The 17,505-nt window shown below is 65.7% G+C and carries 14 protein-coding genes and 2 pseudogenes; 13 read left to right on the top strand and 3 right to left on the bottom strand.

What is annotated here, in order from left to right:
* The first annotated feature begins 3 nt into the window (after positions 1 to 3).
* The 13 genes and pseudogenes from ACSFA8_RS23255 (at position 4) to ACSFA8_RS23195 (ending at position 15,277) form a co-directional block, all read left to right on the top strand.
* Positions 4 to 933 (top strand): SMP-30/gluconolactonase/LRE family protein, encoded by a 930-nt coding sequence (locus ACSFA8_RS23255; RefSeq protein ID WP_435481847.1) that lies wholly within the window; start codon positions 4 to 6, stop codon positions 931 to 933.
* Positions 930 to 1,859 carry a YncE family protein gene (locus ACSFA8_RS23250; protein WP_435481846.1) on the top strand — a complete coding sequence of 310 codons (930 nt, stop codon included), beginning with the start codon at positions 930 to 932 and terminating at the stop codon, positions 1,857 to 1,859. The genes ACSFA8_RS23255 and ACSFA8_RS23250 overlap by 4 nt, the downstream gene beginning before the upstream one ends.
* The gene (locus ACSFA8_RS23245) at positions 1,841 to 3,400 is read left to right on the top strand and encodes a sugar ABC transporter ATP-binding protein (protein WP_435481845.1); all 1,560 of its coding nucleotides are present in this window, start codon (positions 1,841 to 1,843) and stop codon (positions 3,398 to 3,400) included. The genes ACSFA8_RS23250 and ACSFA8_RS23245 overlap by 19 nt, the downstream gene beginning before the upstream one ends.
* Positions 3,397 to 4,491: an ABC transporter permease gene (locus ACSFA8_RS23240; protein ID WP_435481844.1), complete on the top strand. Its 1,095-nt coding sequence runs from the start codon at positions 3,397 to 3,399 to the stop codon at positions 4,489 to 4,491. Before ACSFA8_RS23245 ends, ACSFA8_RS23240 begins: the two co-directional genes overlap by 4 nt.
* Before the next feature lie 40 nt (positions 4,492 to 4,531).
* Positions 4,532 to 5,656, top strand: a complete 1,125-nt coding sequence (locus tag ACSFA8_RS23235; protein WP_435481843.1) for a substrate-binding domain-containing protein — start codon at positions 4,532 to 4,534, stop codon at positions 5,654 to 5,656.
* A 131-nt stretch (positions 5,657 to 5,787) separates the two neighbouring features.
* Positions 5,788 to 6,760: pseudogene (locus ACSFA8_RS23230) on the top strand (magnesium and cobalt transport protein CorA).
* 153 nt (positions 6,761 to 6,913) lie between these two features.
* Entirely contained in the window at positions 6,914 to 8,548 is a 1,635-nt protein-coding gene (locus ACSFA8_RS23225) for a methyl-accepting chemotaxis protein (protein WP_435481981.1), read from the top strand.
* 19 nt (positions 8,549 to 8,567) lie between these two features.
* Complete coding sequence (locus tag ACSFA8_RS23220; RefSeq protein WP_435481842.1) at positions 8,568 to 9,029, top strand: chemotaxis protein CheW; 462 nt, start codon at positions 8,568 to 8,570, stop codon at positions 9,027 to 9,029.
* On the top strand, positions 9,029 to 10,282 hold the full coding sequence (locus ACSFA8_RS23215; RefSeq protein WP_435481841.1) for a CheR family methyltransferase: 1,254 nt from the start codon (positions 9,029 to 9,031) through the stop codon (positions 10,280 to 10,282). Before ACSFA8_RS23220 ends, ACSFA8_RS23215 begins: the two co-directional genes overlap by 1 nt.
* Position 10,283: 1 nt before the next feature.
* Entirely contained in the window at positions 10,284 to 10,982 is a 699-nt protein-coding gene (locus tag ACSFA8_RS23210; protein WP_435481840.1) for a chemotaxis protein CheW, read from the top strand.
* Positions 10,979 to 13,213 (top strand): hybrid sensor histidine kinase/response regulator, encoded by a 2,235-nt coding sequence (locus ACSFA8_RS23205; protein ID WP_435481839.1) that lies wholly within the window; start codon positions 10,979 to 10,981, stop codon positions 13,211 to 13,213. The genes ACSFA8_RS23210 and ACSFA8_RS23205 overlap by 4 nt, the downstream gene beginning before the upstream one ends.
* Positions 13,210 to 14,259, top strand: coding sequence for a chemotaxis response regulator protein-glutamate methylesterase (cheB, locus tag ACSFA8_RS23200; protein WP_435481838.1), 1,050 nt, complete (start codon positions 13,210 to 13,212; stop codon positions 14,257 to 14,259). Before ACSFA8_RS23205 ends, cheB begins: the two co-directional genes overlap by 4 nt.
* Positions 14,260 to 14,311: 52 nt before the next feature.
* Positions 14,312 to 15,277 (top strand): diguanylate cyclase, encoded by a 966-nt coding sequence (locus ACSFA8_RS23195; protein WP_435481837.1) that lies wholly within the window; start codon positions 14,312 to 14,314, stop codon positions 15,275 to 15,277.
* An 18-nt stretch (positions 15,278 to 15,295) separates the two neighbouring features.
* Here the strand turns inward: ACSFA8_RS23195 and ACSFA8_RS23190 are convergent.
* The 3 genes and pseudogenes from ACSFA8_RS23190 to ACSFA8_RS23180 all read right to left on the bottom strand — a co-directional run.
* A pseudogene (locus tag ACSFA8_RS23190) lies at positions 15,296 to 15,450 on the bottom strand (IS30 family transposase); the annotation flags it as partial.
* 114 nt (positions 15,451 to 15,564) lie between these two features.
* Positions 15,565 to 15,945, bottom strand: coding sequence for a hypothetical protein (locus ACSFA8_RS23185; protein WP_435481836.1), 381 nt, complete (start codon positions 15,943 to 15,945; stop codon positions 15,565 to 15,567).
* Positions 15,946 to 16,484: 539 nt separating this feature from the next.
* Positions 16,485 to 17,505 (bottom strand): efflux RND transporter permease subunit (locus ACSFA8_RS23180; protein WP_435481835.1); only part of this gene is annotated, 1,021 nt, incomplete at its 5' end.

Genomic DNA, 17,505 nt, shown 5'->3' with positions numbered 1-17,505 from the left:
CGCATGGACACCCGCATCGACATCTTCGACGCGCGTCTTCGCCCGGTCGTCGAAGGCGCTCGCCTCGAGAAACTGTGCACCGGCGCCCAATGGGGCGAAGGCCCGGTCTGGATGCACGAGGACGACGCGGTGCTGTGGAGCGACATCCCGAACAACCGCATGCTGCGCTGGTCCGCGGCGGCAGGCATGACCGTGTGGCGCAATGGCGTGGAGTTCACCAACGGCCACGCACGCGACCTCAATGGCGATCTGCTCCACTGCTCGCACGGCCTGCGCGCCATCGTCCGCACGCGTGCGTCGGCCGGGGGCGTGCACGCCGACGTGCCCGACGAGATCGTGGTCGACCGCTACCTGGGAAAGCGCCTCAACTCGCCCAACGACATCATCGTGAAGCGCGACGGCACGATCTGGTTCACCGACCCGCCCTACGGCATTGCCAGCGACCGCGAGGGCCATCGCGCCGAGCGCGAGCAGGCCGCCAACTTCGTGTTCCGATTCGATCCCGCGAGCGGCCGGCTCGATGCCATGACCGATGCGGTGCAGGAACCCAACGGCCTCGCGTTCTCGCCCGACGAAGCGCTGCTCTATGTGAGCGACACCTCGGCCGCAATGCGCGACGACGGCAGCGGGCGCCATCACCTGATGGTGTTCGACGCGCATGGCGACGCCCTTGCCAACCCTCGTGTGTTCGCCGAGGTGAACCCCGGCCTGCCCGACGGCTTTCGCGTCGACGTGCAGGGGTGGCTCTATACCAGCAGCCTCGACAGCGTGCAGGTGTACCACCCCGACGGCAGTCTCCTCGGCAAGATCCACGTGCCCGAGAAGGTGGGCAACCTCAGCTTCGGCGGCGCGCGACGCAACCAGCTCTACATCGCGGCAAGCACCTCGCTCTACCGCATCACTCTTGCTACCGAAGGAATCCAGCGCCCATGACACAAGAAATCCTGCTTCTGGTCGAGAAGTGCAGCCATTGCTTCAGCTACTACGACATTGAAAGCGGCCAGCGTCTGCACAGCATCGCGCTGGGAGAGTTTCCGCACGAGTTCGTGGTGGACGCGGCGAAGCGTTACGCCTACGTCGGCCACTACGGCGTCGAGACCTCGGGCCACCTGGGGCACGGCGGCACGTGCATCTTCCAGATCGACATTGCGGCACGCAAGCTCGCGCGCACGATCGACATCGCCCCCTTCAACCGGCTGCACGGCATGCAGATGGACGAACGGGGCCGTCTCTACGTGTTGAGCGAAGATCGCGCGCAGCTGGCGGTGCTGGACTGCCCCGAGACCGACACGGCGCCGCGGCGCGCGGTGCCGACGGGCGGTATCAAGAGCCACTTGTTCGCGCTGACCCGCGACGGACAGACCGCCTACGTGTCCAACCTGCTCTCGCACACCGTGACCAGGATCCGGCCGCACGACGCCACGGCGGCGCCGGTGCCCTGCTCGCCCGGCAAAAAGCCCGAGGGCTATGCGCTTTCGACCGACGAGAAGACGCTCTACGTCGCCAACCGCTGGAGCAACACGCTCACCGCGATCGACACCGCCACCATGAAGGTGCTGCGTGAGGCGCCCTCGCGCGACGATGCGACGCGCCTGTACCTCTACCGCGACGGGCGCCTGCTGGTCACCAACTATGGCGCGCGCAGCCTGTCGGTGGTCGACCCGGAGAGCTTGAAGGAACTGGCCCACATTCCGATGGAGGCCCGCGCGATCGCGCTGAGCTTCCACCCGAGCCGGCCGCTCGCGTTCGTGAGCCAGGACAACGACAGGCTCGGCTACTTCAACGTGGAAACGCTGGCCTTCGAGCGCTTCATCGCCACGCAGCGCGAGCCGGATGTGTCATGCGCGGTGATCCTGTGAACGGCCAGGCCGCCGCTGCGCGCGTGCTGCGCATCGAGGCGCTCAGCAAGCGCTTCGGCGGCACGCAGGCCGTCGACGATGTCTCGCTCGACCTGCACGCCGGCGAGATTCTCGCGCTGCTGGGCGAGAACGGCGCCGGCAAGTCGACCCTGATCAAGATCCTGGCCGGGGTCTACAGCCAGGACAGCGGGAGCGTCTCGCTGCAGGGCCGCCCCGAAGCCGAATGGCGCGCCGCACCACGCCAAGCACAGGGCATCGCCTTCATCCATCAGGATCTCGGGCTCGTCGAATGGATGACCGTGGCCGAGAACGTGGCACTCGGCATGGGCTTTCCGCGCCGGCTGGGGCTGGTCGACTGGAAGCAGGTCGAGCGCAATGCACGCCGCGTGCTGGGGCATGTCGGCTGCGACATCGATCCGCGGCGCCGCGTCTTCACCCTGACGCGCGCCGAGAAGTCGCTGCTCGCGATCGGCCGCGCGCTCGACGCCGATGCCCGGGTGCTGGTGCTCGACGAGCCCACTGCCAGTCTGCCGATGGCCGACGTGCAGCGCATGTTCGCGTTGCTGCGGCAGCTGCGCGAGCGGGGCGTCGCGATGATCTATGTGTCGCACCGGCTCGACGAGATCATGGACATCTCCGACCGGGCCGCGGTCATGCGCGACGGCAAGCTGGTCGGCAGCCGTGTCACGTCACAGGCGAGCGCGGCAGAGCTGGTCGAGCTGATCGTCGGCAGCAAGTTCGATGCATCGCTGCCCAAGGCCCGCGGCGACGGCACGCAGACCGTCCTGGCGCTCGACGCGGCCTACTCCGCCAACGCGGGCCCGGTCACGCTGCAGGCACGCGGCGGCGAGGTGCTGGGCCTGATCGGGTTGCGCGGCGCCGGGCACGAGGCGATCGGCCGCATGCTGTTCGGCCTCTCCGCGCTGGAGCGCGGCCGCATCCTGCTCGGCGGCCGCCAGATTGCACCGCGCAGCCCGGCGCAGGCCATTGCACTCGGCATCGGGCTGGTGGCGGGCGACCGGCTCGAAGAGAACCTCGGCGGCAGCCTCAGCGTGCAGGAGAACCTGTTTCCCAACCCGGCGCTGACGCTCGGCACCCTGACAACGCGCCTCGCGCGGCGCGACGAAGCGCAGCAGGCGCTGCGCCTCATCCACCAGTTCGACGTGAATCCGCCCGCCCCGCAGGCCGAGGTGCAGAACCTCAGCGGCGGTAACCAGCAGAAGGTGGTGCTCGCACGCTGGATGAACCTGAAGCTGCCGCTGCTGATCCTGGAAGAACCGACCGCGGGTGTCGACGTCGGCGCCAAGCGCCAGATCTACGAGATCCTGCGCCAGCAGGCCGACGCCGGCGTCTGCGTACTGGTGATCTCCACCGACTTCGAGGAAGTCGCCAACGTTTGCACGCGTGCGCTGGTATTTCGCGACGGCACGCCCGCATGCGAGCTCTCCGGCGCCGCACTGACCGTCGCCGGCCTGCTGGTGGCCGCGGCCGGCGGCGATAGGCAGGAAAAACAACCCACAACGACAGAGACAACATCATGACCACTTCCATCAGGGCCACCGCGCTCGAACCCGATCCGTCCTTCGACGCCAAAGTCTCGGGCCTGCTCGGCCGCATCAGCCGGCAGACGCCGGTGTACGGCCTGCCGGTGCTGATGCTCGGATTGATCGTGCTGTTCTCGCTCCTGCTGCCGCAGAGCTTTCCGACGCTGTTCAACCTGCGCTCGATCCTCAGCGACAAATCGGTGATCGCGCTGCTTGCGCTCGCGGCCACCATTCCGATGATGACCGGCAAGATCGACCTCACGGTCGGCTACGGCATCGTGCTGTGGCACATCCTTGCGATCAGCCTGCAGACCCAGTTCGGACTGTCGTGGCCCGCGGCGGTCGCCGTGGTGCTGCTGTGCGGCGCGCTGTTCGGTGTGCTCAACGGTGTGCTGGTGGAGCAGGCGCAGATCGACTCCTTCATTGCCACGCTCGGCACCGGCACCGTGCTCTATGCCATCGCGATGTGGCACAGCGGCGGACGGCAGGTGATCGGCAGCCTGCCGGATGGTTTCCTGAACATCGCCGGCGCGGATCTCCTCGGCCTGCCGGTGACCGCGTTCTATGTGGTGGCCGTGGCTGTCGTGCTGTGGCTTGTGAGCGAGCACACGCCGATCGGCCGTGCGCTGTACGTGATCGGCTCCAACCCCAAGGCGGCCGTGCTCAATGGCATTCCGCTGCAGAAGTGCGTGATCGGCGCCTTCGTCGCCTCGGGCACCCTGTCGGCCTTTGCCGGCGTGGTGCTGGCGTCACGCCTGCAGATCGGCCAGGCCGGCGTCGGGCTCGAGTTCCTGCTGCCGGCGCTGGTCGGCGCCTTCCTCGGCTCCACCACCATCCGGCCCGGGCGCGTGAACGTCTGGGGCACGCTGGTCGGCGTGGCGATCCTGGCGGTGGGCATCTCTGGCATCCAGCAGTTCGGCGGTGCGTTCTTCGTCGAGCCTCTGTTCAACGGCGTCACGCTGCTGGTGTCGATCGGCATCGCGGGCTACGCGCAACGCAAGCGCGGCCAGTCGATCAAGCGCCGCATCGCCGACCAGCAGATCGCATCGCATCCGGCTGGCACGCCGAAGCTGCCCGCGGGATCTTGAGTTTCTTTATTCCCCAACCCACCACAACCAGGAGACAACCATGAAGACATCTTTCCAGACATCGATCCGCCAGGCACGCCGCACGGCACTCGCCGGCATTCTGGCCGCGGGCCTCGCGGCGCTGGCCGGCCACGCCATGGCCGACGATTTTCTCAACCTGGCAAAGCAGAAAGTCGCTGCCGCGACGGCACCGAAGAACAAGTGGGATGGCCCTACCACCGGCCCCAAGGCACCGGCCGGCAAGACCATCGTGTTCGTCGCCTCGGACATGCGCAACGGAGGCGTGCTCGGCGTCTCCAAGGGCGTGGAAGAAGCTGCCCGAACCCTCGGCTGGACGGTGCGCGTCCTCGATGGGCAGGGCACCGTGCAGGGCCGCACCTCGGCCTTCAACCAGGCGATGGCGCTCAAGCCAGCCGGCATCCTGCTCGGCGGCTTCGACGCCAGGGAGCAGGCCACCAGCGTGAAGAAGGCCAACGAGGCCAAGGTGCCCGTCGTCGGCTGGCACGCCGCAAAGGAAGCCGGCGCGGTGGACGGCATGTTCTTCAACGTGACGACGAGCGCGCAGGACGTGGCCGAGATTGCGGCGCTCTACGCGGTCGCGAAATCCGACGGCAAGGCCGGCGTGGTGGTGTTCACCGATTCGGCCTACGCGGTGGCGATTGCCAAGTCGAACGCCATGGCCAACGTCATCAGAAAGTGCAGCGGCTGCAGCCTGCTGGGCGTCGAAGACACGCCGTTGGCCGACACCTCCACCCGCATGCCGCAGCTGACGACCTCGCTGATCCAGCGCCACGGCGCCAAGTGGAGCTATTCGCTCGGCATCAACGACTTGTATTTCGACTTCATGGGCCCCACCCTGCAATCGGCCGGCGGCAGCGCGAAGGGGCTTCAGAACCTCTCTGGCGGGGATGGTTCGGAGTCGGCTTACCAACGCATCCGCAACCAGCGCTTCCAGGCCGGCACCGTGCCCGAGCCACTCAATCTGCACGGCTGGCAGATGGTTGACGAGATCAACCGTGCGCTCGCCAGCCAGGCGCCCAGCGGCTACTCGACGCCAGTGCACCTGGTGACGGTCGACAACATCAACAATGATGGCGGGCCGAAGAACAGTTTCGATCCCGACAACGGATATCGCGACGCCTATAGGAATATCTGGGGCAAGTGACCGAGGGTGGCGAGGCGATAGCGACGACATGACACAGCCGTGATCCGCTCGCACCGCGCCTTCAGGATCCGCTCGAAGGACTTCTGGGCGTGGCAAGATTCGCGCTCATTCCCACCAAGCAAAATCCGCCGATGCTGATCAACTGTGTTGCCTACAAGGACGGCGCCAAGCTGGCCGACATTCCCGTCGCGGACATCAGCGAATACATCGTCCAGCCCGGCTGCTTTGTCTGGGTTGCGCTGAGCGACGCCACGCCCGAAGAACTCGACGAGATGCGGGAAGAGTTCGGCCTGCATGCGCTCGCCGTCGAAGACGCGCGCCATGGGCACCAGCGGCCCAAAATCGAGGAGTACGGCGACTCGCTCTTCGCGGTGATGCATCTGGTCGAGCCGGCTGCGGACAGCGCGAACAGCATCAACGTCGGAGAGGTCGACGTCTTCGTCGGCCGCAACTACGTGCTGTCGGTACGCAACCGCAGCAAGCTTGGTTTCCTGGGCGTTCGGGAGCGCTGTGAGCGAGAGCCCGAGTTACTCCGCAATGGTGCTGGATTCGTGCTTTACGCGCTTATGGATGCAGTTGTCGATCGCTATTTCCCGGTGATCGACTCGCTGGAGGTCGAACTGGAGGCAATCGAGCAGCGGATCTTCACCAAGGGCGCCCCACGCGCGAACATCAAGCAACTCTATGAACTGAAGCAGCGCGTAATGGTTCTGAAGCACGCGGTGGCGCCTCTGCTTGAAGGCGCCAGCAAGCTGCACGGCGGACGCGTGCCTCAGGTCTGCGCGGGCTCGCGACTACTTCCGCGACGTGGTCGATCACCTGGGGCGCATCAACGCGTCGATCGAAGCGATGCGCGAAACCATCGGGACGGCGATCCACGTCAACCTCGCGATGGTCACCATCGAGGAAAACGAGGTCATGAAACGCCTGGCCGCCTGGGCGAGCATCTTTGCCGTGTGCACGGCGTTCGCCGGCATCTGGGGCATGAACTTCGAGCACATGCCCGAATTGAAGTGGACCTATGGCTATGCCGGGGCGCTCTTCCTCATTTCGAGTGCGTGTGGATTTTTGTATTACCGGTTCCGGCGAGCAGGCTGGCTTTGAACAGGTTCGGGCGGCATAAAGAACGACGTTCAGCAAGCTGTGCGCGCCGGCGCATAGGAGGCGGGCTGGAAAAGGCGCATGATCCCGTCACTTTGCGTCGACCCGTCTGCCGTTGCCGGGCCAAGCGTGATTAATGGCGATGCCCTGAACCTCATGAAAACTTGGACCATACGACATCGCATTCTCGCCAGCTTCGCCGCCGTGCTGGCACTGATGATTGTCATGGGCGCCGTTGCCTACGCCTGCCTCGCGCGCGTGGCTCATGACGCGACCCTCATTCAGAAGGAGGCCGTGCCCGGGCTGTCATACAGCAGTCAGATGATGGTTGCCTGGCAAGAGAACTTTGCGCTTACCCAGAAGCAAGTGCTGGAGACAGAAGGTGCTGAGACGCGCAAGGTCGAGTCGCAGCTGCAGGCCAACCGGGATAGGTTGGAGAACCTGACCAGGAGCTACGAAAGTACTATCTTCACGCCTAATGATCAGGAGAACTACGAGGCATTCAAGAGCCTTCACGCTGCCGCGGCCTACCTGCGTACGCAGCAGGATGTCCTGAAGCTGAGCGCGGACAATAAAAGGGACGCGGCCCGGGCGCTGCTGCAGAGCCAGCTCGACCCGCAGTTCGAGAAAATCCGCAGCGCAACGCAATTTCTGGTCGACTTCAACAAGACAGATGCCGAAGAGGCGGCTCGGCAGATCATGAGTGCGGTGGCGACCGCCAACACGGCCATCATGGTAAGTCTCGCCGTGGCCTTGTTGCTGGCGCTGGCGCTCGGCTATGTCCTGCTGCGGTCGATCACCCGGCCGCTGGGCCGATTGCTCACAGTCACCGATGCGATCAGCACCGGCGATTTCACCCAGCGGATGGACTTGGAGCGGCGCGACGAGTTCGGCACGCTGGCGCAGGGGTTCAATCGCATGACGGAGCAGTTGACGTTACTGTTCGGCCAGGTGCAGAAGTCTGGCATCCAGGTCAACACCTCCGCGACAGAGATAGCTGCCACGTCCAAGGAGCAACAGGCCACCGCCAGCGAGATCGCCGCGACGACCATTGAGATCGGCGCCACGTCCAAGGAGATTTCCGCCACCTCGCGCGAATTGGTGAGGACGATGAGCGAGGTGTCGCACGTCGCCGAGGAGACAGCCACACTGGCCGGCGGTGGACAGGAAGGCCTACTGCGCATGGGTGAGACCATGCACAAGGTGATGGAGGCCGTCGGGTCGATCAACGCCAAGCTCGCGGTACTGAGCGAAAAGGCCGGCAACATCAACCAGGTCGTCACCACCATCACCAAGGTGGCCGACCAGACCAACCTGCTGTCGCTGAACGCAGCGATCGAGGCCGAGAAGGCCGGCGATTTCGGGCGTGGCTTTGGCGTGGTCGCGACGGAGATCCGCCGGCTCGCCGACCAGACGGCCGTGGCTACTTATGACATCGAGCAGATGGTCAAGGAAATCCAGTCGGCCGTGTCCGCCGGTGTGATGGGCATGGACAAGTTTTCCGAGGAGGTTCGCCGCGGCATGCAGGAGGTGCAGCTGGTCGGCACGCAGCTGTCGCAGATCATTTCTCAGGTGCAGGCGCTGGCACCGCGTTTCGTGGAGGTCAGCGAAGGCGTGCAGGCGCAGGCGACCGGTGCCGAGCAGATCAGCCAGGCGCTCACGCAATTGAGCGAAGCCGCCCAGCAGACCGTCGACTCGCTGCGCCAGTCGGGCGAGGCGATCGACGGCTTGCACCAGGCCGCAGGCGGCCTGCGCAGCGGGGTCTCGCGCTTCAAGCTGGTGGAGGCTTGAGGAGCGAGGGCCCGGCCAGATGCTGTTCCTCCTCTTTCAGCTCGGCGGCGAACGCTACGCGCTCGATGCGGGCCAAGTCGTCGCCGTGCTGCCGCGGCTCGACGTGAAGGTGATTCCCCACGCGCCCTCAGCGGTGGCTGGCCTGTGCCAGTACCGGGGCGCTCCGGTGCCGGTGATCGACCTCAGCGAACTGGCGCTCGGCCGCCCATCTGCGAATCGCCTGAGCACGCGCATCGTGCTCGTGCATTTCCCCGACCCCGCCGATGGGCCACACCTGCTGGGCTTGCTGGCCGAACGGGCGACGGAAACGCTGCACCGTGAACCGGCGGACTTCGTGCCGGCCGGCGTCAGCGTCGATGCGGCGTCTTATCTCGGCCCGGTGAGCGCCGACGCGCGCGGATTGATTCGGCGCATCGAGGTGCAGCACTTGCTGCCGCCGTCGCTGCGGGCACTGTTGTTCAACGAGGCCGCGCCAGCGTGATGGACATCGCCCGGTTCGAGCAACTCTTGAAGCGGACGATGGGCCTGGACGCCGCTTCGATCGGTTCAGCCGCCGTCGAGCGCGCAGTGCAGGAGCGCCTGTCTGCCTGCCGGCTGCCGGATGCGCAGGCCTATTGGGAGCTGCTCAGCAGCTCTGCGCCCGAGTTGCAGGAACTCATCGAGGCGGTGGTCGTGCCGGAGACCTGGTTCTTCCGCGACCCGGCGTCCTTCGCGGCGCTGACACGCCTGGTCTGCGATGACGGACGGCCCCGTCAAACACAAACCGTATTGCGCCTGCTGAGCGTTCCGTGCTCTACGGGCGAGGAGCCCTATTCGATGGCGATGGCGCTGCTCGACGCCGGTTTTACGGCAAGCACGCTGCGCGTCGATGCCGTCGACATCAGCACCCGCGCACTGGCGCGAGCGCAGGGTGCGGTGTACGGTCGAAATTCGTTTCGCGGCAGCGACCTTGCTTTTCGCGACCGCTACTTCGTCGCGACTGCGGGCGGCGGCCACAGTCTGGCCGACGCGGTGCGCCGACTGGTGCAATTTCGGCAGGGCAACCTGCTCGACGGCCTCGTGGCCGAGCCAGAACTCTACGACGTCATTTTTTGCCGCAACGTGCTGATCTACTTCGACCGCGCCACGCAGGATCGCGCCATCGCGGTGTTGGGCCGGCTGCTCAAGCCGGGCGGCTGGCTTTTCGTCGGCCCCTCGGAGACGGCCCTGCTGTCGGATCACGGTTTCGTTTCTGCAAAGCTTCCGCTCGCGTTCGCCTTCCGCAAGGATCCGGTGGCCGGCAGCGACACGAAGCTTCGCACGGCGCCTTCGCCATCCAGGCCCGTACGCGCGCTGGCACCAGTGGCCCCGGCGCTGCAGCCCGCTCGGCCCCGAGCGGCGCCGCCGGCTATCGCGCCGCTGGCCGTTGCGCGGGCCGAAGCGAAGACGAGCATCGACCGCGCACGACGCCTTGCCGACCAGGGTCACCTCGCCGACGCCGCGGCGCACTGCGAAGCACATCTGCTCGAGCACGGCCCCACAGCCGAGGCGTTCAACCTGCTCGGCCTGGTGCGCGATGCGAGTGGCAAGACGGCGGATGCCGCCGACCAGTACCGCAAGGCGCTCTACCTCGAACCGAATCACCAGGACGCGCTAATCCACCTCGCGCTGTTGCTGCAAAAGCAGGGCGACGTGGCCGGTGCGCAGCGCTTGCAGCGGCGCGCTAGCCGGCTGCACCAAGGCGGCGGGGCCTGACATGCACGTCGAGTCGCCCATCGCTGCCGGCTCGGCGCACACCGCCATCGACGATTGCTGGAACCGTATCGGCGTGTACGGCGATGGCTCCTGCCCGCAACTGAAGCAGCATGTGCACTGCAGCCACTGTCCGACGCACGCCGCCGCCGCGTTGGTCCTACTGGATCGGGAGGCGCCGCCCGACTACCTCGCCGATTGCACACGCCACATGGCACAGTCCCCCAAGGTCGGTCAGGCCGAGTTGGACTCAGTGGTCATTTTTCGCATCGGTGCCGAATGGCTGGCCTTGCCGACCCCGGTCTTCCGGGAAGTCGCCGCCTTGCTTGCGATTCATTCGCTGCCAAACCGGCACGGGGGTATCGTGCAGGGTGTTGCCAATGTGCGCGGTGAACTGCTGGTCTGCGTGTCGCTTGGCACCATGCTCGGCCTTACGCACGCCGCAGAGACCGTGCGCGGACAGCAGCACCTGGCATTGCGACGCCTGGTGGTGATCGGCATCGACGGTCAGCGACTGGGCTTCGCGGTCGATGAGATGCATGGCATTGCGCGCTTCGATCCGAACACGTTGAAGGCGGTGCCGGCCACCGTCGCTCGCGCTACCGCGACCTACTCCAAAGCGGTCCTGACATGGCAAGAGCACGCGGTCGGCCTGCTCGACGAGCAATTGCTGTTCTACACACTCCATCGGAGCCTGGCTTGACCACCCAAGATCTCAGCCAGCTGTCGATGTCGGAGCTGTTCCGTATCGAAGTAGCGAACCAGGCACCACAGCTGACGGCGGGACTGCTTGCCCTGGAGCGGGATCCGGACGCGGCCGACCAGCTTGACGCCAGCATGCGCGCCGCCCATTCGCTCAAGGGTGCCGCCAGCATCGTCGGTATCGGCGCCGCAGTGGGCGTTGCCCATGCAATGGAAGACTGCCTCGTCGCCGCGCAGGCTGGTCGGCTGCGTTTGCGCCAGGGCCACATTGACCTGCTGCTCGGCGGTGTGGATTTGCTCGGGCGCCTCGCCCAAACCTCGGAGACGGATCAGCCCGACGCGCAAGTGAAGGCATTTGTCGAGGCGCTGACACACGCGATGCAGGACAACGGCAAAGGCGATCCGGCGCGGGACGAGGCTGCGCCGGCCACGGCGTTGGACCCTGTGCCGAGGAACCCTGCGGCCATGACCGAACGCGACACCTCGGATCGCGCCGTGCGCGTTAGTGCCGACAGCCTGAATCGGCTGCTCGGCCTGGCCGGCGAATCGCTGGTGGCCGCGCGCTCGCTCAAGCCCTTCGCCAACTCGCTGCTGCGGCTCAAGCGGCTGCAGCATGAGATCGTGCAAAGGCTCGACGCATTGCACGACGATGTGCCCGCAGCATCTCCGGAAGTGCGTTCCACGGCTGCACGACACGAGATCAAGCTACGTGTGCTCGAATGCGAGCAGTTGCTGGCACGAGGGCTGGTCAATCTCGATACACTCGAAAGGCGCTCGGCCGACCTGTCGCGCCGGCTGTACGACGAGGCTGTGGCCTGTCGCATGCGGCCGTTTGCCGACGGTCTTCAGGCCACGCCGCGCATGCTGCGCGACCTCGGCCGCTCGCTCGGCAAGCAGGTCAGACTCGACATCGTCGGTGCTGCGACGCCGGTGGATCGCGATGTACTTGAGAAGCTGGACGCACCGCTGGGTCACCTGCTGCGCAATGCGCTCGGCCACGGCATCGAATCGCCCGAACTGCGCCGCGCCGTGGGCAAGTCCGCGGAAGGCGTGGTACGGCTCGAAGCCCGCCACAGTGCCGGCGCGCTGGAGATCATCGTCTCTGACGACGGATGCGGCATAGCCCTCGATGTACTGCGCCGCGCCGTGGTCGACCGCAATCACATAAAGGCCGAACTCGCGGCCGAACTGTCGGAGGCCGAACTGCTGGAGTTCCTGTTCCTGCCGGGCTTCACGCTCAGTGATCGCGTGACCGAGATTTCCGGCCGTGGCGTTGGGCTGGACGCCGTGCGGGACATGGTGAAGCAGGTGCGCGGCAGCGTTCGCGTGTCGACGCAGGCCGGCCAGGGGACACGCTTTCAACTGCAGTTGCCGCTCACGCTATCGGTCGTGCGCACGCTGGTCGTGGACATCGGCGGCGAGCCTTATGCCTTCCCTCTGGCGCGCATCGTTCGCGTCTTGAAACTCGCGCCACAGGAGGTCGAACTTCTCGAGGGACGGCAGCACGTCGAGGTCGACGGGCAGTGTATTGGCCTCGTCACCGCGCACCAGGTCCTGCAAGCCGGCGAGCCTCAAACGTCCGGCGGCAATTTGTCGATCATTGTCATCGGCGACCACGACGATACCTATGCCGTGGTGGTGGATCGTTTCCTCGGCGAACGCGAACTCGTGGTGCAGGCGCTCGACCCCCGCCTTGGCAAGATCAAGGACATCAGCGCCGGCGCACTGATGGAGGATGGTTCGCCGGTGCTCATCATCGACATCGAGGACATGATCCGCTCGGTGCAGAAGCTGATCGCATCCGGACACCTAAGCCAGATGCGGCCGGGTAGCAGCGCCGCCGACGTTAAAAAGCGCAAGCGCGTGCTGGTGGTCGACGACTCGCTGACGGTGCGCGAGCTCGAGCGCAAGCTGCTTGCGCAGCACGGCTACGACGTCGAGGTCGCCGTCGACGGCATGGATGGCTGGAACGCGGTGCGCACCGGCCACTTCGACCTGCTGGTGACCGACATCGACATGCCGCGGATGGATGGCATCGAGCTGGTGACGCTGGTCAGGAAGGATCCGAACCTGAAGTCGCTGCCGGTGATGATCATGTCGTACAAGGATCGCGCCGAGGATCGCAGGCGCGGGCTCGAGGCCGGGGCCGACCACTACCTGACCAAGGGCAGCTTCCACGACGAGACGCTGCTGCAGGCGGTCGTCGACCTGATCGGCGAGGCCGTCGCATGAAGATCGCCATCGTCAACGATCTGCCGCTGGCCGTAGAGGCCTTGCGGCGCGTGCTTGCGCTGAAGCCGGAGCACCGCGTCGTCTGGGTGGCCGAAAACGGCGCGAAAGCAGTGCAGCGCTGCGCTGAACTGCGGCCGGATCTCATCCTGATGGACCTGCTGATGCCGGAAATGGACGGCGTCGAGGCCACACGCCGCATCATGTCCGAGACGCCGTGCGCGATCCTGCTCGTCACCGCCAACATGGGGGCCAACACTGCGCGCGTCTTCAAGGCAATGGGCCACGGTGCGCTGGATGTCGTCGACACGCCGGCGCTCGGCGCCGGCGACCCGCGGGTTGGCGCCGCGCCTGTGCTGGCGAAGATCGAGATCATCGCCCGGCTCATCGGCGACAGCAGCAGGGCCGATACAGGCGTCCCCCGGTTCGCTGCGGCATCCGGGGCAGGCCATCCACAACGCTTGGTCGCGATCGGCGCATCGGCGGGCGGGCCGGCGGCTCTGGCCACGCTGCTGCGCGGTCTGCCGGCCGACTTCCCAGCTGCTGTGGTCATCGTCCAGCATGTGGACGAGCAGTTCGCCGCCGGCATGGCGGAGTGGCTGGGGCAACATTCGACGCTGCCGGTTGGGGTGGCCCGCGAAGGCGATCGGCCAACCCGCGGCGCGGTGCTGCTCGCCGCCACCAATGACCATCTGCGGCTCGTGGCGGGCGGGCGACTCGCCTACACGCGCGCCCCGCAGGACTATGTCTACCGCCCGTCGGTCGACGTGTTCTTCCATAGTGCATGCGCGCTGTGGCAGGGCGACATCGTAGGCGTGCTCTTGACCGGCATGGGACGCGACGGTGCGCACGGCCTCAAGGCCTTGCGCGACAAGGGCCACTACACCATCGCGCAGAACCAAGCCAGCTGCGCCGTGTATGGCATGCCCAAGGCCGCAATCGCGTTGGACGCTGCGGTGGATGTCTTGCCGATAGAAGCGATCGCAACGCGATTGCGCAATGCCCTTTCCACCCAACCTGAACCAGGGGGTCCTGATGATCGAAGTTGAATCGAAGAGCCGCGATGCGTCGATGCCGTCCGCTGCGAAGGACTACCGGGTCATGGTGCTGTTGGTCGACGACCAGGCGATGGTCGGGGAGGCGGTGCGCCGCGCGCTGCTGAACCAGCCGAACATTGACTTCCACTACTGTTCCGACCCGGCTGAAGCGATCACGGTTGCCGAGCAGATTGGGGCGACGGTGATCCTGCAAGACCTGGTCATGCCAAGCATCGACGGCTTGACGCTGGTTCGCCGGTACCGCGCCAATCCGGCCACCGCGGAGATACCCATCGTGGTGCTGTCGACCAAGGAGGAGCCGGCGGTAAAAGGCGACGCGTTCGCGGCCGGCGCCAACGACTATCTCGTCAAGCTGCCGAGCCAGGTCGAACTGATCGCGCGCATCCGTTACCACTCGAAGGCGTATTCGAACCAACTGCAGCGTGACGACGCCTACCGGGCACTGCGCGAGAGCCAGCGACAGTTGACGGAAAAGAACATTGAACTGCAGCGAATGAGCCATATGGACGGACTCACTGAGGTCTGCAACCGGCGCCATTTCAACGAACACATCGAGGAGGAATGGAGCCGGGCGCTGCGCGATCAAAGCTCGCTCTCCGTGCTGATGATCGATATCGACGACTTCAAGCAATACAACGACGCCTACGGCCACCTGGCCGGCGACGAGGCGTTGAAGAAGGTGGCGAGCATCTTGCAGCAGAACGCCGACCAATCGACCGATCTTCTGGCCCGCTTCGGTGGCGAGGAGTTCGCGCTGATCATGACGACCACGCCACTGGCCGGAGCGCGCTTCAAGGCCGAAAAACTGCGCCTGGCAGTGCAGGATTTGCATCTGGTACATGACCGCTCCTCGGTGGCCGGGCACCTCAGCGTGAGCGTCGGTGGCGCGTCGACGATCCCGCAACGCGGCGGCTCCCTTCTTCACCTCATCGAAGCCGCCGACAAGGCGCTCTACGAGGCCAAGCGATCCGGCAAGAACCGGGAGGTGATGTACGAGGGCCGCCTTTGACAGGGCTGCACTGCGGATTCAACCGGCCGATGCAACGTATTGGCTGCGCGTTGCGGCGGGTGCTTGAATGTTGAGAGTCGCGCCACCGCATTCTGCTTGGCTTGCGAGTAGCTCGAGACATCAATGCCCTGGGGAATGTACTGCCTCAACAGGCCGTTTGTATTCTTATTGGCACTGGTGTGCGCGTGTGCGCGTGTGCGCAAGGTTGTGGGGACGGCTCACGCGCAGGCCCCTGCCACGTGTGCTTGGCCAACTTGACGGCTCAACGCCGTGCCTTCCCCTCTCCGTTAGTCTCTATCGTTCCAATCCCTGCGATGTTCACGGCGCTCGCGCTCCCAGTGTCGGCGATCCCCGTAGCGATCACCGTCCCAATTCCTGCGGTAGAACCGCCGACCATCTCCGCGATAGTCCGGCTCGTAGTAGATCGGCGCCGGTGCGTAGTACGCAGGCTGTGCGGGCGGATAGTAGATAGGGGCTGGGCGCGAGTACACCGGGGCTGGTTCGTAGTACACGGGGCCGGGCTCGCCCACGCCGATTGCAACGCCTGGCGCTGCGATGCCGAGGGACCAGTTGGAACCGGCGCTCGCCGAGCCGGCGCCGAGCAATGCGGCAGCAGCCACAATGCTTGCCGCAGCAAATTGAAGGAATATTGAGCGCTTGAGAAGCATGAGGATCTCCAAAAAGAGGGCGACTACCGCCCTTGAATCCTTTGAACGTTCGAGATGTGGGGTAAGTACACACAAGCCCTGCAAAGATCATGTAAACGCGGACCCTAAAAGGCTGCGCAAGCAGGCTTGGGGGTCATAGCCTGCGGCGATCCACTGGAACAGAGCGAGATACAGTGTCCGCATGCGGCCTCCCACATTCGGTGCGCCCGCAAGCCGGCTGAGATCCCGAACCCTGCGGCGACCGCCCTACCCTTCACCTTCACCCAAACACCCAAGACGGCGATTCACGTCAAAACCGCAGCGCATGAGAGCCGCTCGTAGAAGCGTGAACCCAGGGCTTCAAAGTCAGCATCGCGCCGTTGGCACTAACCTGCCTGCCTGCCTGCCTGCCTGCCTGCCTGCCTGCCTGCCTGCCTGTCCATCCGGTGGGCCCAGCCTCCGGCTGCATCGGCGTCCGCGCTTGTATAGCCATCCCCCAGCAGAACCAGACGCAGCGACAGCGCGACGCCAAGGAGCGTGCGCGATTGCGTTGCGGGCGATCAGGCAGCGTCATGGCCTCTTTCCCAGAACGCGCGGCGAGATGCGAGGGGATCCCGAGGTGGGCGCGGCCGCCGCATGAGCAGGTAAGCCGCAGGAATCACGAACATCGACAGCAACGGGGCCGTGATCATCCCGCCCACCATGGGTGCGGCGATGCGCTGCATCACTTCGGAGCCGGTACCTTCTCCCCACATGATCGGGAACAGGCCCGCCAGGATGACGGCGACTGTCATCGCCTTGGGACGCACGCGCAGCACGGCGCCTTCGCGGATCGCGTCCAACAGATCGACCGTGCCCGTCTTGCCCTCTTCGATCCGGTGATCCCAGGCCTGCCTGAGATACAGCAGCATGATCACGCCGAACTCCGCGGACACGCCGGCCAGCGCGATGAATCCGACCGCCCCCGCGACGGACAGGTTGTAGCTCAGCAGGTAGAGCAGCCAAATGCCGCCGACCAGGGCGAAGGGCAACGCGGCCATGATCAGCAGCGCTTCGTCGAACCGCTTGAAGGTCAGGTACAGCAGCACGAAGATAATGAGCAGCGTGAACGGCACCACCACCTTCAGCTTGGCGGTGGCGCGCTCCAGGAACTCGAACTGGCCGGACCAGGAGACGGAGTAGCCCGGCGGCAGCTTCACGTCTTTCGCGACCGCGCGCTGCATGTCCTGAACTGCCGAGCGCAGATCGCGGTCTCGAATGTCCACATAGACCCAGCCCGACAGCCGGGCGTTCTCGCTGCGCAGCATCGGCGGCCCGTCGGCGATGCGGATGTCCGCGACATCGGAGAGCACCAGCCGCGCCCCACGCGCAGTGACGATGGGCAGGCTTCGCAACCGTTCCAGCGAGTCCCGGAGCTCGCGCGGGTAGCGCACGTTGATCGGAAAGCGCCGCAGGCCTTCCACCGTCTCGCCGATGTTCTCGCCGCCCACCGCCGAGGCGATAACCGATTGCACATCGGCGATGTTCATGCCGAAGCGCGCCGCGGCGTCGCGCTGGATGTTCACATCCACATAGCGCCCA

The sequence above is a fragment of the Variovorax nitratireducens genome (assembly GCF_051216545.1).
Taxonomy (GTDB): Bacteria; Pseudomonadota; Gammaproteobacteria; order Burkholderiales; family Burkholderiaceae_C; genus Variovorax.
This window is presented reverse-complemented; position numbering and strand designations above follow the sequence as displayed.

Bases quoted from the DNA above. Each gene is read 5' to 3' on its own strand.
- ACSFA8_RS23255 (WP_435481847.1), top strand. From the start codon at position 4: ATGGACACCCGCATCGACATCTTCGACGCGCGTCTTCGCCCGGTCGTC.
- ACSFA8_RS23250 (WP_435481846.1), top strand. From the start codon at position 930: ATGACACAAGAAATCCTGCTTCTGGTCGAGAAGTGCAGCCATTGCTTC.
- ACSFA8_RS23245 (WP_435481845.1), top strand. From the start codon at position 1,841: ATGCGCGGTGATCCTGTGAACGGCCAGGCCGCCGCTGCGCGCGTGCTG.
- ACSFA8_RS23240 (WP_435481844.1), top strand. From the start codon at position 3,397: ATGACCACTTCCATCAGGGCCACCGCGCTCGAACCCGATCCGTCCTTC.
- ACSFA8_RS23235 (WP_435481843.1), top strand. From the start codon at position 4,532: ATGAAGACATCTTTCCAGACATCGATCCGCCAGGCACGCCGCACGGCA.
- ACSFA8_RS23225 (WP_435481981.1), top strand. From the start codon at position 6,914: ATGAAAACTTGGACCATACGACATCGCATTCTCGCCAGCTTCGCCGCC.
- ACSFA8_RS23220 (WP_435481842.1), top strand. From the start codon at position 8,568: ATGCTGTTCCTCCTCTTTCAGCTCGGCGGCGAACGCTACGCGCTCGAT.
- ACSFA8_RS23215 (WP_435481841.1), top strand. From the start codon at position 9,029: ATGGACATCGCCCGGTTCGAGCAACTCTTGAAGCGGACGATGGGCCTG.
- ACSFA8_RS23210 (WP_435481840.1), top strand. From the start codon at position 10,284: ATGCACGTCGAGTCGCCCATCGCTGCCGGCTCGGCGCACACCGCCATC.
- cheB (WP_435481838.1), top strand. From the start codon at position 13,210: ATGAAGATCGCCATCGTCAACGATCTGCCGCTGGCCGTAGAGGCCTTG.
- ACSFA8_RS23195 (WP_435481837.1), top strand. From the start codon at position 14,312: ATGGTGCTGTTGGTCGACGACCAGGCGATGGTCGGGGAGGCGGTGCGC.
- ACSFA8_RS23185 (WP_435481836.1), bottom strand. From the start codon at position 15,945: ATGCTTCTCAAGCGCTCAATATTCCTTCAATTTGCTGCGGCAAGCATT.